Genomic DNA, 14,059 nt, shown 5'->3' on the forward strand with positions numbered 1-14,059 from the left:
GCCCACGCCATCGCCCCCGCCTACACCGGCCGCCTGTTCACCGCCCCGGTGCCCGCGCTGCGGCTGCCCGACGAATCGATGGACCCCGAGGCCGCCTACCGCTTCATCCACGACGAGCTGATGCTCGACGGCAGTTCGCGGCTGAACCTGGCCACGTTCGTCACCACGTGGATGGACCCGGAGGCGGGCCGGCTGATGGCCGAGACGTTCGACAAGAACATGATCGACAAGGACGAGTACCCGGCGACCGCGGCCATCGAGCAGCGCTGTGTGTCGATGGTGGCCGACCTGTTCCACGCCGAAGGCCTGAACGACGCTGACCCCTACAGCGCGTGCGGGGTGTCCACGATCGGCTCCAGCGAGGCGGTCATGCTCGGCGGGCTGGCCATGAAGTGGCGGTGGCGGCAGAAGGTCGGCAAGGATTGGAAGGGCCGCACCCCCAACATGGTGATGGGCTCCAACGTCCAGGTGGTGTGGGAGAAGTTCTGCCGCTACTTCGACGTCGAACCCCGCTACCTGCCCATGGAGGAGGGGCGCTACGTCATCACCCCGGAGCAGGTCGTCGACGCCGTCGACGAGGACACCATCGGCGTGGTGGCGATCCTGGGCACCACCTACACCGGTGAGCTGGAACCCGTCGCCGAGATCTGCGGCGCGCTGGACAAGCTGGCGGAGGGCGGCGGTGTGGACGTACCCGTGCACGTCGACGCCGCCAGCGGCGGGTTCGTGGTGCCCTTCCTGCACCCCGAACTGAAGTGGGACTTCCGGCTGCCCCGGGTGGTGTCGATCAACGTCAGCGGCCACAAGTACGGGCTCACGTACCCGGGTGTGGGCTTCGTGGTGTGGCGCAGCAAGGAATACCTGCCCGAGGAGCTGGTGTTCCGGGTGAACTACCTCGGCGGCGACATGCCGACCTTCACGCTGAACTTCTCCCGCCCCGGAAACCAAGTGGTCGGCCAGTACTACAACTTCCTGCGGCTGGGCCGCGACGGCTACACCAAGGTGATGCAGACGCTGTCGGGGACGGCGCGGTGGCTGGGCGAGCAGCTGCGCGTCAGCGACCATTGCGAGCTCATCTCGGACGGCTCGGCGATCCCGGTGGTCGCCTTCCGGCTCGCCGGGGACCGCGGCTACACCGAGTTCGACGTCTCGCACGAGCTGCGCACCTACGGCTGGCAGGTGCCCGCGTACACCATGCCCGACAACGCCACCAACGTCTCGGTGCTGCGCATCGTGGTGCGAGAAGGGCTCTCGGCCGACCTCGCCCGCGCGCTGCACGACGACGCCGTCTCGGCGCTGTCCTCGCTGGACAAGATCAAGCCCGGCGGCCACTACGACGCCCAGCACTTCGCGCACTAGGCCGGTTTCGCGGCCTTACCGCCGGGTAAGCGCAGTCGCATGACGACCGATGCAGGCGCGGGCGGCAAAAGGTGTGTCGGCCACCACAGCGTCTGAGGTGACGGCCTGGGCGGATGTGAGTTTCGTGGCTCAACGGTCGGCTTGCCCGACCGGTTCTGGGACAATGGCGGCCGTGGCTGTTACGCCGATATCGCTGACGCCCGGCCTCCTCGCGGAGGCCGTGGTGGACCTGCGCGCCATTGAGCACAACGTGCGGTTGCTGTGCGAGCACGCCGGCCGCGCACAGGTGATGGCCGTCGTCAAGGCCGACGGCTACGGCCACGGGGCCACCCCGTCCGCGCGGGCGGCGCTGGCCGGCGGTGCGAGCGAGCTGGGCGTCGCCACCGTCGCCGAAGCGCTGGCCCTGCGCGCCGATGGGATCACCGCGCCGGTGCTGGCCTGGTTGCACCCGCCCGGCATCGACTTCGGGCCCGCGCTGCTGGCCGACGTGGAGATCGCCATCTCTTCGGAACGTCAGCTGGACGAGCTGCTGGACGCGGCGCGCCGGACGGGCCGGACCGCGACCGTCACGCTCAAGGTCGACACCGGCCTGAACCGCAACGGCGTCCACCCCGCCCGATACCCCTCGATGCTGGCCGCGCTGCGCCGGGCCGTCGCCGAGGAGGCCGTCCGGCTGCGCGGCCTGATGTCGCACATGGTGTTCGCCGATCAACCGGGCAACCCCATCAACGACGTTCAGGCCCAACGCTTTAGCGACATGCTGACCCAGGCGAGCGATCAGGGGGTTCGGTTCGAGGTCGCGCACCTGGCGAACTCGTCGGCCACCATGTCGCGTCCCGATCTGGCCTTCGACCTGGTGCGGCCCGGCGTGGCGGTGTACGGCCTGAGCCCCGTGCCCGAGCTCGGGGACATGGGGCTGGTGCCGGCGATGACGGTGAAATGCCCTGTGGCGCTAGTAAAATCGATTCGTGCGGGCGAGAGCGTGTCGTATGGGCACACCTGGACCGCGGAGCGCGACACGAATTTGGCCCTGCTGCCGATCGGCTACGCCGACGGCGTCTTCCGGTCGCTGGGAGGACGATTGGACGTGCTGATCAACGGCAAGCGGCGCCCCGGGGTCGGGCGGATCTGCATGGACCAGTTCGTCGTCGACCTGGGCCCCGGCCCGATCGACGTGGCCGAGGGCGACGAGGCGATCCTGTTCGGCCCGGGCAGCAGCGGGGAACCCACCGCGCAGGACTGGGCCGACCTGCTCGACACCATCCACTACGAAGTGGTGACCAGCCCCCGCGGGCGCATCACCAGAACCTATCGCGAGGCGCGAACCATTGAGCCCTGAGAGAGCCCGCAGGCGCCAGAGAGGGGCTTGGCTTGCGGGAGGGGCGGGGGTGACCGCCCTGGCCACCATCGTCGGAGCGTCGGCCCGCCGCTCGATGATCCAGCGCACCCGCGGCATCGAAGATCCTTACGCCGACGAGGATTTCGACAGGATCGACGACGATCGCCGCTCCGTGGTAACCACCCCCGACGGCGTGTCGTTGGCGATCCGGGAAGCCGGTCCGGCGGACGCCCCGCTGACCATGGTGTTCGTTCACGGGTTCTGTCTGCGTATGGGTGCCTTTCATTTTCAGCGGACGCGGCTGCCCGAGCAGGTGGGCCCGAGCGTCCGGATGGTCTTCTACGACCAGCGCGGGCACGGGCAGTCCGGCGAGGCCGCGCCCGAAACGTACACGCTGACTCAGCTCGGTCAGGACCTGGAGAGTGTGCTTCAGGTGGTCGCGCCGCGCGGGATGGTGGTGCTGGTCGGCCACTCCATGGGCGGCATGACGGTGTTGTCGCATGCTCGCCAGTTCCCCGGCCAGTATGGGCGCCGAATCGTCGGCGCCGCGTTGATTTCCTCTGCGGCGGAAGGCGTCGCCAGGTCGCCGCTGGGCGAAATCCTGAAAAACCCTGCGCTGGAAGCGTTCCGGTTCACCGCGCGGTCGGCGCCGAAGTTGATGCACCGCGGCCGCAACGTGTCGCGCTCGCTGATCGGCCCCGTCCTGCGGGCGGCCTCCTTCAGTGACTTGCAGGTCAGCCGGAGCCTGGACGCCTTCTCGCAGCGAATGATGAACGGCACCCCGATCCCGACCATGGTGGAGTTCCTTGATGCCTTGGAGCACCACGACGAGACCGCCGGGCTGTGGACCCTGCTGCGCATCCCCACCCTGATCGCCTGCGGCGACCACGACCTGCTGACCCCCGACGAGTACTCCCGCAAGATGGCGGCGTCGCTGCCGCAGTCCGAGCTGGTCATCGTTCGGGGCGCCAGCCACCTTGCGCTGCTGGACAAGCCGGAGGCGATCAACGACGGGCTGGTCCGGCTGGTCAAACGGGCCACTCCGGGTCGCGCCGCGCTGGCAACCCGGTGGATGCGGGAACGGCTGCGGCACCGTGGATGAGGGGACTGCCACGCTGCAACGCGTCGAGGACACCATCGCACTGGGCTCGCGGCTCGGTGAGGGGCTGCGGGCCGGCGACGTGGTGGTGCTCACCGGTCCGCTCGGCGCGGGAAAGACCGTGCTGGCCAAGGGTATTGCCGCGGCGATGGACGTCGATGGCCCGGTCACGTCACCGTCGTACGTGCTGGCGCGCGTGCACCCCTCGCGGCGGGCAGGCGCACCGGCGATGATCCACGTCGACATGTATCGGCTTTTGGACCAGAACGGCGCCGACCTGCTGGGCGAGCTCGACTCGCTGGACCTCGACACGGATCTCGATGGCGCGGTGGTGGTCGTGGAGTGGGGCGAGGGCCTCGTCGAACGCCTCGCCGAGCGGCACCTCGACATTCGTCTGGAACGCCTCAGCGGATCCGACGTGCGGATCGCGTCGTGGCAGTGGGTGCGTTCATGAGTGTCCTGCTTGCCCTCGACACCTCCACCCCGGCGGTCACCGCCGGGATCGTGCGCCGCGACGATCTGATCGTGCTGGCCGAACGGGTCACCGTCGACGCCCGTGCGCACGCCGAACGGCTCACCCCGAACGTGCTGGACGCCCTCGCCGACGCCGGGCTGACGATGGGCGACCTCGATGCCGTCGTGGTGGGTTGTGGACCCGGCCCGTTCACCGGCCTGCGGGCCGGAATGGCCACCGCGGCCGCCTATGGGCATGCGCTGGGCATCCCGGTGCACGGGGTGTGCAGCCTGGACGCCATCGGTGTGCGCACCACCGGTGAGACGTTGGTGGTCACCGACGCGCGCCGGCGCGAAATCTATTGGGCCCGTTACCGTGACGGGTTTCGGATGGACGGGCCGGGCGTCAATGCCCCCGCCGACGTCGACCCGGGTGCAGCACAGGCCGTGGCCGGCTCGAAGGAGCATGCCGCGTTGTTCGACCTGCCCCACCGCGGGCCGACCTATCCCACAGCGGCCGGGCTTGTCGCCGCGGTGCCCGATTGGTCGCAGCGCCCGTTGCCCTTGGTGGCGCTGTATCTGCGCCGCCCCGACGCCAAACCGATGGCGGCGCGCGGATGACCGCCCTGGGCGAGCCCGTGACGCTCGGCGACTTGGTCCCCGCCGACGCGGCGCGCTGCGCCGAGCTCGAACGCCAACTGTTCGACGGCGACGACCCCTGGCCCGCCGCGGCGTTCAACCGGGAATTGGCCAGCCCGCACAACCATTACGTCGGCGCTCGGGCGGGCGGCACGCTCGTCGGCTATGCCGGTATCTCGCGGCTGGGCCGCACCCCGCCGTTCGAGTACGAGGTCCACACCATCGGCGTGGACACCGCCTATCAGGGCAAGGGGATCGGCCGCCGGTTGCTCGACGAGCTGCTGGTCTTCGCCGACGGCGGCGCCGTCTTCTTGGAGGTGCGCACCGACAACGAGGCGGCCATCGCGCTGTACCGCAGCGTGGGATTCGAGCAGATCGGCCTGCGCCGGCGCTACTACCGCGCAAGCGGCGCCGACGCCTACACCATGCGGCGGTCAGCACGATGACGATCATCCTGGCCATCGAAACCTCCTGCGACGAAACGGGAGTCGGCATCGCGCGGCTCGACGCCGACGGCAACGTGACGCTGTTGGCGGACGAGGTGGCGTCCAGCGTCGACGAACACGTCCGCTTCGGCGGCGTGGTCCCCGAGATCGCGTCGCGGGCGCACCTGGAGGCGCTCGGCCCCACGATGCGCCGCGCGCTGACGACGGCGGGGCTGCAGAAGCCCGACATCGTCGCGGCCACGATCGGGCCGGGTCTGGCCGGCGCCCTGCTGGTGGGAGTGGCTGCGGCCAAAGCATATTCGGCCGCGTGGGGGGTGCCGTTCTACGCCGTCAACCACCTGGGCGGGCACTTGGCCGCCGACGTCTACGAACACGGACCGCTCCCCGAGTGCGTGGCGCTGCTGGTGTCGGGCGGCCACACCCACCTGTTGCATGTGCGCACCCTTGGCGAACCGATCGTCGAGCTGGGCAGCACCGTCGACGACGCCGCCGGCGAGGCCTACGACAAGGTGGCGCGGCTGCTGGGGCTGGGCTACCCCGGCGGCAAGGTGCTCGACGACCTGGCCCGCACCGGTGAGAGCGACGCCATCGCCTTCCCGCGCGGCATGACCGGCCCCGCCGATGACCCGTACGCCTTCAGCTTCTCCGGCCTGAAGACGGCCGTGGCGCGCTATCTGGAGAGCCACCCGGACGCGGTAAACGCCGATGTCGCCGCTGGCTTTCAGGAGGCCGTCGCCGACGTGCTGACCATGAAGGCGGTGCGCGCGGCGACCGGACTCGGCGTCTCGACCTTGCTGATCGCCGGGGGAGTGGCCGCCAATTCGCGGCTGCGGGAGCTCGCGGAGCAGCGGTGCGCGGCGGCCGGGCTGACGCTGCGGGTCCCCAAGCCCCGGCTTTGCACCGACAACGGGGCGATGATCGCTTCCTTCGCCGCGCACCTGGTGGCCGCCGGGGCGCCGCAGTCTCCGCTGGACGCGCCCACCGACCCCGGGCTCCCGGTGGTAAAAGCCCAGGTGAGGTGATCGCCCGTAGCGAACGAACATCGCGGACGCACCGGGGCGCCCTTGAGTGCTAGCACTCTCGTGTATAGAGTGCTAGGTGGCAATCGGCCAAACCCTGTGCCGGCACCCGCGACGACGGCGCTCGGGCTCGGACGACTGCCGAATCCCTTGATAATTCCGGGGCACCCGCCCCGGACCCGATCTAACTAGTGGAGGCTCCAATCGTGGCGAAGGTGAACATCAAGCCACTCGAGGACAAGATTCTCGTGCAGGCCAACGAGGCCGAGACCACGACCGCGTCCGGTCTGGTCATTCCTGACACCGCCAAGGAGAAGCCGCAGGAAGGCACCGTCGTCGCCGTCGGTCCCGGCCGCTGGGACGAGGACGGCGAGAAGCGAATCCCGCTCGACGTCTCGGAGGGTGACACCGTCATCTACAGCAAGTACGGCGGCACCGAGATCAAGTACAACGGCGAGGAGTACCTGATCCTGTCGGCGCGTGACGTGCTGGCCGTCGTATCGAAGTAAGCACCGTGTCCCGCCCCGGCGATCCCCGCGCATGGCCGCGGGTGATTTCCGGGGCGGCATGCGTTAGTGAGGAGCCTGATGAGCAAGGTTATTGAGTACGACGAGACCGCGCGCCGCGCGATCGAGGCCGGTGTCAACGCGCTGGCCGACGCGGTCCGGGTGACGCTGGGGCCGCGCGGCCGGCATGTGGTGCTGGCCAAGGCATTTGGTGGGCCCGCGGTCACCAACGACGGCGTGACCGTCGCGCGCGAGATCGACCTGGAAGACCCGTTCGAGAATTTGGGTGCGCAACTGGTGAAGTCGGTGGCCACCAAGACCAACGACGTGGCGGGTGACGGCACCACGACCGCGACCGTGCTGGCGCAGGCGCTGGTCAAGGGTGGCCTGCGCCTGGTTGCGGCCGGCGCCAACCCCATTGAACTCGGCGTGGGAATCTCCAAGGCGGCCGACGCGGCGTCCGAGGCGCTGCTGGCGGCGGCCACCCCGGTGTCCGGCAAGGAAGCTATCGCTCAGGTGGCGACGGTGTCGTCGCGCGACCAACAGCTCGGCGAGCTGGTCGGCGAGGCGATGACCAAGGTCGGCACCGACGGCGTGGTCAGCGTCGAAGAATCCTCCACGCTGAGCACCGAGCTGGAGTTCACCGAGGGCGTCGGTTTCGACAAGGGTTTCCTGTCGGCGTATTTCGTCACCGATTTCGATTCGCAGGAAGCCGTGCTGGACGACCCGGTCATCCTGCTGCACCAGGAGAAGATCAGCTCGCTGCCCGACCTGCTGCCCATGCTGGAGAAGGTCGCCGAGTCGGGGAAGCCGCTGCTGATCATCGCCGAGGACGTCGAGGGCGAGGCCCTGGCGACGCTGGTGGTCAACTCGATTCGCAAGACTCTCAGAGCGGTTGCGGTGAAGGCGCCGTTCTTCGGCGACCGGCGCAAGGCGTTCCTTGAGGACCTGGCGGTGGTTACCGGCGGCCAGGTGATCAACCCCGACGCGGGCCTGCTGCTGCGGGAGGTCGGCACCGATGTGCTGGGCTCGGCCCGCCGCGTGGTGGTCAGCAAGGACGACACCATCATCGTCGACGGGGGCGGCTCGAAGGATGCGGTTGCCGACCGGATCAAGCAGCTGCGCGCCGAGATTGAGAAGAGCGATTCCGACTGGGACCGCGAGAAGCTGCAGGAGCGGCTGGCCAAGCTGGCCGGGGGCGTGGCGGTGCTCAAGGTCGGTGCCGCCACCGAGACCGCGCTCAAGGAACGCAAGGAAAGCGTCGAGGACGCTGTCGCGGCCGCCAAGGCCGCCGTTGAGGAGGGCATCGTCGCGGGCGGCGGGTCGGCGCTCATCGGGGCGCGCAGCGCGCTGAAAGAGTTGCGCGGGTCGCTGTCCGGCGACCAGGCGACGGGCGTCGACGTGTTCGCCGAGGCGCTTGCGGCACCGCTGTACTGGATCGCCACCAACGCCGGCTTGGACGGTGCGGTCGCGGTCAACAAGGTCGGCGAGTTGCCGGCCGGGCACGGCCTGAACGCCGCGACGCTGGAGTACGGCGACCTGATTGCCGACGGCGTCATCGACCCGGTCAAGGTCACGCGGTCCGCGGTGCTCAACGCGGCGTCGGTGGCACGGATGGTGCTGACCACGGAGACCGCCATCGTGGACAAGCCGGCCGAGGAAGACGCCCACGCCGGCCACGGCCATCACGGCCACGCGCACTAAGTAGTTGCGAAGACAACACCCCCGGTCCACATGGGCCGGGGGTGTTCTCGTCGAGCGGAGTTGCGTCCGGTTTCGTCGGTTGCAGCACTTCTCGATGGGCTGTTGATTCCTTTAGATTCGGTTTGTTGGGATCGGTAGCGACGTGAGGCTCGTGCACTGGTTGCCACGAACGCACCGGAGAGGACGACCATCATGCCGCCTGCCCACATGACGAAGAGGCTTGTCGCGGCCGCACTGCTGGCGGGTGGCACCGCGCTAAGCGGGTGGGCCGTGGGCATCGCTCACGCGGACACGATGGAACCGCACCGCTGGTGCCCGGGCAACCCGAAGCAGATGCCCTACGTCGTGAACCAGTACATCGACTGGGACTGGAACGTCTGCCACACCTGGTATCCGACCCAATACGGGATGGGCAACGTCACCATGCAGGGCCGGCCGACCTCGATCTGGGACGGCGACAACCCGCCGATCGAGGCGATCACCATCAGGCATTGCCCGCCGATCAGCTTCATGTGCCCCTAGCCTGCCGATCGGCTGGGAGTCCGGGGTCGGCGCCGATTGCTAAGCTGGCCGCACCATGACGTGGGGGGCACGAGCGTGAGTTATCCGCAGCAGTGGCCACCGCAACTACCGCAGCACCCCCAGCAATGGCCCCCGCCGTACCCGCCGCCCGGGTCTTATCCGCCGCCGGCGCCCGCGTTGCGCAAGACCAATATCGGGCTGATCATCGTGCTTGCCCTGGCGGCGATCGTCGTCCTCATCCCGGTGGCGCTGGTCGGGTTCTATCTCGTCCAGGGCATGGCCCGCGAGGGCCTGGACGGGCGCGGTGGCGCCAAGAAGGCCACCTCCCTCTCGGAATTCGACGTGGTGTGCGATCGCGGGTCGATCATTAACGCCGCCTGGTACCAGAAGCCGGACAAGATCGTTGCGTTCGCCCCGTACGACGAGCCCGACCCGATGCGCGAAGTGGCATCGACGCACTGGAGCCAGGTCACGCTCGATTCCCGCGCCGACTACCGGGCGAACCCCGACGACTTCCGGTCGACGAATGTCGTTGCCTGCCTTACCCGCAAACCCGGAACCGAGGTGAAGTCACGCACCTGCGACTTCCACACTGACGCGGGCGAACACGTCGCCGTCGACTACTACGCGGTGCAGTACAACATCGAACTGCGCGAGGCGAGGACCGGCAAGCACATCGACCAACTCGGAGCGGTGGACGGTCCCGCGACCAGCTGCCCGTTCTTCTCCTGGGTCAAGAAGCGCGATCCGAAGATGTACGCGGGACCCGACCCTGCGGCGGTCGATGCCAAGCTCGCGGAATTCGCGCACAGGTAACTGATGAGCGGGCCGGGGCGTGAGGAAAGCCGGTTCCCGCCCGTCGGGCTGCCGCCATGCGCAGCTTGAGACTTCGCCGACCCAGAAATAGTATCAATTGATACAGTGTTATTTGAAACAGATATACTGACCCTTAGGTAGGCGATCATGGACGTATACGAGGCGGTCACAACCCGGCGTGCAGTGCGCGGATTCACCGACCAGGCGGTGCCGAGAGAGGTGTTGGAGCGGGTGCTCTCCGCCGCGGCGTGGTCGCCGTCCGGATCGAACATCCAGCCGTGGAACACCTACGTCGTGACTGGCGCGCTGCTCGACGAGCTCAAGACGCGCGCCGTCGAGCGCGTGGCCCACGGTGACCCCTGGGACGCGCGGGAGTACGAGATGTACCCGCCGGGATTGAAGTCGCCGTACGGCGACCGACGATCCGCCTTCGGCAAGGAGCGTTACAGCGCACTCGGTATTGCGCGCGAGGACTGGGAGGCGCGTCAGCGGGCGGCCATCGCGAACTGGAATTGTTTTGGTGCGCCCGTCGCGCTGTTCTGCTACATCGACCGCGACCTCGGCGTGGCACAGTGGGCCGACGTTGGGATGTATCTACAGACCGTCATGCTGCTACTCCGAGCCGAAGGGCTAGACAGCTGCCCTCAGATGGCGTGGTCGCAGGTTCGCCAAACGGTTGCGGACGTCTTGTCACCACCTGACGGACTAATCCTCTTCTGCGGCATGTCAATTGGGTACGAGGACCCCACGGTGAAGTACGCTCGCACAGGTCGGGCACCGCTCGAGGAGACGGTCACGTTCGTCGACGACGAGTCGGCCCGGCTGGAACATGCCATCCGGTCTTAGTCCGGTGTTCAAGCCGGATGAAAAGGTGCCAGTTCGATGACCCGCGACGCGTCCAGCGATGCCACCGCCCGGCGTGCGACCGACCGCCCTGGAGATCCCTCGCCTTTCGCTCTCGGTTTGTTGCTGCGCAAGGCGCATTGGCGCGCCGCCGCGGTGATGTCGGAAGCGCTTCGGCCGTTGGGCATCGAATTGCGGCATTTCGCCGTGCTGCTTGTCCTCGTCAACCGCGGGCCCACGGAGCAGCGGGCCTTGGTCGAGGCGACCGGTTCGGACAAGGCGGGAATCATGCGTGTCGTGGACGATTTGGAGCGCAACGGGCTCGCCGTCCGTAAACCTGTTCCGGGGGACCGGCGCGTGCGGGCGGTGGAGATCACTCCCAAGGGACTAAAGGTTTTCGACGCGGCTCACGTCGCCGCGGAGCCACTGGCGGACCGCCTTGTCGCGGCGATGAAGCCCGGGGAGGCCGAATACTTGACGGATCTGCTCACGCGATTCACCGCTTCTGCCGACGGGTGAGCACATGAATCGCGATGGCGCCCAAGAATTTCGCGAAGGTGTGGGACCTCGTCGACATGGATGCGCTGATGAAGCAGATCGGTTGAGGCGTTCACGTTAGAGCCCGACGATGACGATGATCACGCCCGCTATGACCGCAACGGCCAGCGACAGCAACAGGAAGCTGACTACCCACTCCTTGGCCGCCGAGGCCTCATGGTCGGCCGCCGCGATCGGCGCGAGCCTGCGGCCGGCGCCCCACGCCGCCGCGAGCAGAGTCGCGAGCCAGTTCGCGTAGGCGGCGTACACGATCAGCGCGACGGCCGTAACCCCCCAGGCGTGAGTCAGGTGGAGGTAAGGCCAGAGCAGACCGATCAGCACGAGGAACATCCCGTTGAGGACGGCCTCGAGATGGCTCGACAGCGCCATGCGCGGGTTCTTCAGCGCTGCGACGGCGAATCCGGTGAGCAGGCCGATCAGGAAAAGCACCAGCCCGAGCGTGAAAAGCACCTTCTGCATGTCAGCACACTAGGGCGCGGGGCGACGCGCGTCTGCCGTCATCGTGATCCGCGCCGACGGCGCGTCAGCGGGTTCCGGGCGGAAGGCTCGGCGGAGTCGTCGTCACAGTCGTAATCGGCGTGGAAGTGTACGTCGGGCTGCTGGTGACGGTGACGGTGCTCGTGCTGGTCGACGGCGGTGGCACCTCGGTCGTCGTCGTGATCGTCGTGACGCTGGTCGTCGTCGAGGTGGATGACGTCGTCGTCGCGGACGCCGCGGCGAGCACACCGCAGGCCACCCGCTTGCCCGACTCACCGGTGGAACCCCCGCTCAGGTTGTCCGCGTTCTGATGGACGATCAGCGCGGTCCCAGAGCTGCTTCTCAGGTCCGAGGCGGTGAGCAAGCTGGTGGTGGTGACGAGCTTCGCCGAGCCGTCGTTGCGCACCTGCAACGCGGTCAGGTCGCCGCTGGCCGGAAAACCGGTGTGATTCGGTGCCTGATAGACGCTTCCGGCCGAATCGAAGTCCCCCTCGCATTTGCCCACAGCGTGGATCATCAGCGCGTGGAAACCCGGGCTCAGGACTTGGTTGGGTCCAGCCTCCACGGTCACGGTCGCGTACCCGTTCGCGAAATCAATGGTGGCGGTGCCGACCTGGTTTCCGTCGGCGCTCTTCAACTGCGTGGTCATCCGCTCCGTGCCGGGGGGCGCGCTGGAGGACGTTGAGGTGGCGGATTGGCCACCCTGCTGGTTTGCGCATGCTGCCAACGGTGCGATGGTGGCGGCAAGCGCCACGGCCGCGAACGATACGCCCTTATTCATGGGCGGGTCGTACCCCGATTGGTCGCGGTCCAAACGACTAAAGCGAACTCAATAGGGCGGCGCGGCCTCGGACGCGAAGCCTGTTGATGGTGGATCGGCGCAGACGGGTGATCCGCACGAGCATTCGATCTCCGAGTGCATCGAGCATCTCGGCGCTCAAATCTATTGGCGCCGGGCATAAGTCGCGCTCCTCTTCGCTGGCGTGTGCATCCAGGACCGTGACGAACGAGCGCCACTCGCCCTCGTATTGCGGCGCAGTCGGGGAGGTCCGAAGTAGCACCGCCAGCTGATCCCAGACTTGCCGGTGCTCCGCGTGGGCGATCGCTACGAGCGTGCTTGCCTCCGACACCGCCGGATAGAACAGGTCGTCCTCGATCCGCATATGAATGTCGAGTTCGATCAACAATTCATCGAGGGCGTCTTGCCGCTCGCCGGTATCCGCGGGTAGCGCGGTGATTTTCTCGCAAAGCCTGCGTAAGACCCTGTGGTGTTCAAAGAGCACATCGTAGGCGTTCATTTCGCGTCTCCGCGCACCTCGACGTATCCATGGCGGACGCGTGCCGGGTAGTGCGGCAGCGCGGCCGTCGCCGGTCCGCGCAGCACGTCCCCCGATTCGCAGGCGAACCGGGAGCCATGCCACGGACAAACGATGCGACCGCGATCGATCCAGCCGTCGTCCATCGGCGCACCGAGGTGGGGGCAGCGCGCGCCGACGGCCAAGACCCGGTCGTCGGTGCGGTAGAGAACCACGCCGACGCCGTCCACCTCGACCCGCCGCGGTTGCCCGTCCAAGGCCGTTACCGGCAACACCGGCGTCCAGTGGGCGCCACGGAGCCGAGCGCCCGAGCGGTCCACCCCTGCTCCCGATCCGTATACCAGAGCGCCGCCCAGATAGCCGCTACTCAGGGTGATGGCGTAGCCAAGCGCACTGCAGGCCATCCCGCGCCGCTGCCGACCGTTGCGGCGGTCCCGCCACGACAACACGTACAGGCTCGTCGCGACCCCGTTCAGCAAGCCATGGACAACGCCGACCCGTCGCGATTCCTCATGTGTGTGTTGCCAGTCCGTTAGACCGGTAGCGGCCGCGCCGACGCTCCCGGCGAGTCCGACACCCAACGCGAACCTCGACGCGTCGCGCCATTGCGCGCCGCTTCCCGAGAGCATGGACGCCGCATCCATCGCGACCGTCGTCGTGACCGCTCCCGTCGGCACCGACGTCAACGCGGGATGCAGCGGATGGCCGAGCCAGGTGCCGTGCAGCGCATTGCTGACCCGGTCCCGATATCGGCCCATGGCCGCGAAGAGGAATGTCAGGCCGTGCTCGAGGCGGTAGCTCGGCCGGTCCAGCCATTCCTGCCTTCCCAGGGTGGTCACTACTGCAAGTGGTCGTTGCTTCACGGCACCTCCTGTGCGCGTGAGCGAACCGACGCGGGCTCCTCTGCACGACGGAACGCCCGAAACTGGATTCAGCCGGCCGCGGCCGAGCCCATGACGGATA

Annotated in this window: 17 protein-coding genes; 13 read left to right on the plus strand and 4 right to left on the minus strand. The window is 68.0% G+C overall.

Annotated elements, in window-relative coordinates; genetic code table 11:
* The 13 genes from A5773_RS01655 to A5773_RS01715 all read left to right on the plus strand — a co-directional run.
* Positions 1 to 1,359: glutamate decarboxylase (locus A5773_RS01655; RefSeq protein WP_067789133.1), on the plus strand; the 1,359-nt coding region annotated here is incomplete at its 5' end.
* Positions 1,360 to 1,531: 172 nt separating this feature from the next.
* A complete protein-coding gene (alr, locus tag A5773_RS01660; protein WP_156659123.1) occupies positions 1,532 to 2,698 on the plus strand; it encodes an alanine racemase in 1,167 nt (388 codons plus the stop codon).
* 49 nt (positions 2,699 to 2,747) lie between these two features.
* Positions 2,748 to 3,800: an alpha/beta fold hydrolase gene (locus A5773_RS01665; RefSeq protein WP_197505421.1), complete on the plus strand. Its 1,053-nt coding sequence runs from the start codon at positions 2,748 to 2,750 to the stop codon at positions 3,798 to 3,800.
* A complete protein-coding gene (gene tsaE, locus A5773_RS01670) occupies positions 3,793 to 4,251 on the plus strand; it encodes a tRNA (adenosine(37)-N6)-threonylcarbamoyltransferase complex ATPase subunit type 1 TsaE (protein ID WP_066945640.1) in 459 nt (152 codons plus the stop codon). Before A5773_RS01665 ends, tsaE begins: the two co-directional genes overlap by 8 nt.
* Positions 4,248 to 4,871 (plus strand): tRNA (adenosine(37)-N6)-threonylcarbamoyltransferase complex dimerization subunit type 1 TsaB, encoded by a 624-nt coding sequence (gene tsaB, locus A5773_RS01675; protein ID WP_066945943.1) that lies wholly within the window; start codon positions 4,248 to 4,250, stop codon positions 4,869 to 4,871. Before tsaE ends, tsaB begins: the two co-directional genes overlap by 4 nt.
* Complete coding sequence (gene rimI / locus A5773_RS01680) at positions 4,868 to 5,335, plus strand: ribosomal protein S18-alanine N-acetyltransferase (protein ID WP_066945637.1); 468 nt, start codon at positions 4,868 to 4,870, stop codon at positions 5,333 to 5,335. Before tsaB ends, rimI begins: the two co-directional genes overlap by 4 nt.
* On the plus strand, positions 5,332 to 6,357 hold the full coding sequence (gene tsaD, locus A5773_RS01685) for a tRNA (adenosine(37)-N6)-threonylcarbamoyltransferase complex transferase subunit TsaD (RefSeq protein WP_067263394.1): 1,026 nt from the start codon (positions 5,332 to 5,334) through the stop codon (positions 6,355 to 6,357). Before rimI ends, tsaD begins: the two co-directional genes overlap by 4 nt.
* A 203-nt stretch (positions 6,358 to 6,560) precedes the next feature.
* A complete protein-coding gene (gene groES, locus A5773_RS01690; protein ID WP_007167930.1) occupies positions 6,561 to 6,863 on the plus strand; it encodes a co-chaperone GroES in 303 nt (100 codons plus the stop codon).
* 78 nt (positions 6,864 to 6,941) lie between these two features.
* A complete protein-coding gene (gene groL, locus A5773_RS01695) occupies positions 6,942 to 8,564 on the plus strand; it encodes a chaperonin GroEL (RefSeq protein ID WP_066945630.1) in 1,623 nt (540 codons plus the stop codon).
* Between the two features lie 207 nt (positions 8,565 to 8,771).
* Positions 8,772 to 9,086: a hypothetical protein gene (locus tag A5773_RS01700; RefSeq protein ID WP_066945626.1), complete on the plus strand. Its 315-nt coding sequence runs from the start codon at positions 8,772 to 8,774 to the stop codon at positions 9,084 to 9,086.
* Positions 9,087 to 9,161: 75 nt separating this feature from the next.
* A complete protein-coding gene (locus A5773_RS01705) occupies positions 9,162 to 9,902 on the plus strand; it encodes a hypothetical protein (RefSeq protein ID WP_231989192.1) in 741 nt (246 codons plus the stop codon).
* Positions 9,903 to 10,049: 147 nt separating this feature from the next.
* Positions 10,050 to 10,748, plus strand: a complete 699-nt coding sequence (locus A5773_RS01710) for a nitroreductase (protein ID WP_066945622.1) — start codon at positions 10,050 to 10,052, stop codon at positions 10,746 to 10,748.
* A 36-nt stretch (positions 10,749 to 10,784) separates the two neighbouring features.
* On the plus strand, positions 10,785 to 11,264 hold the full coding sequence (locus tag A5773_RS01715) for a MarR family winged helix-turn-helix transcriptional regulator (RefSeq protein ID WP_066945618.1): 480 nt from the start codon (positions 10,785 to 10,787) through the stop codon (positions 11,262 to 11,264).
* A 96-nt stretch (positions 11,265 to 11,360) separates the two neighbouring features.
* Here the strand turns inward: A5773_RS01715 and A5773_RS01720 are convergent, their stop codons facing one another.
* From A5773_RS01720 to A5773_RS01735, 4 genes are all read right to left on the minus strand, one after another.
* A complete protein-coding gene (locus A5773_RS01720) occupies positions 11,361 to 11,762 on the minus strand; it encodes a hydrogenase (protein WP_066945614.1) in 402 nt (133 codons plus the stop codon).
* Between the two features lie 64 nt (positions 11,763 to 11,826).
* On the minus strand, positions 11,827 to 12,561 hold the full coding sequence (locus A5773_RS01725) for a superoxide dismutase family protein (RefSeq protein WP_066945937.1): 735 nt from the start codon (positions 12,559 to 12,561) through the stop codon (positions 11,827 to 11,829).
* Between the two features lie 37 nt (positions 12,562 to 12,598).
* Positions 12,599 to 13,078: a hemerythrin domain-containing protein gene (locus tag A5773_RS01730; RefSeq protein ID WP_066945610.1), complete on the minus strand. Its 480-nt coding sequence runs from the start codon at positions 13,076 to 13,078 to the stop codon at positions 12,599 to 12,601.
* Positions 13,075 to 13,959, minus strand: a complete 885-nt coding sequence (locus A5773_RS01735) for a Rieske 2Fe-2S domain-containing protein (protein WP_066945607.1) — start codon at positions 13,957 to 13,959, stop codon at positions 13,075 to 13,077. Before A5773_RS01735 ends, A5773_RS01730 begins: the two co-directional genes overlap by 4 nt.
* Between the last annotated feature and the right edge of the window lie 100 nt (positions 13,960 to 14,059).

The sequence above is a fragment of the Mycobacterium sp. 852014-52450_SCH5900713 genome (assembly GCF_001667075.1).
Lineage (GTDB): Bacteria > Actinomycetota > Actinomycetes > Mycobacteriales > Mycobacteriaceae > Mycobacterium.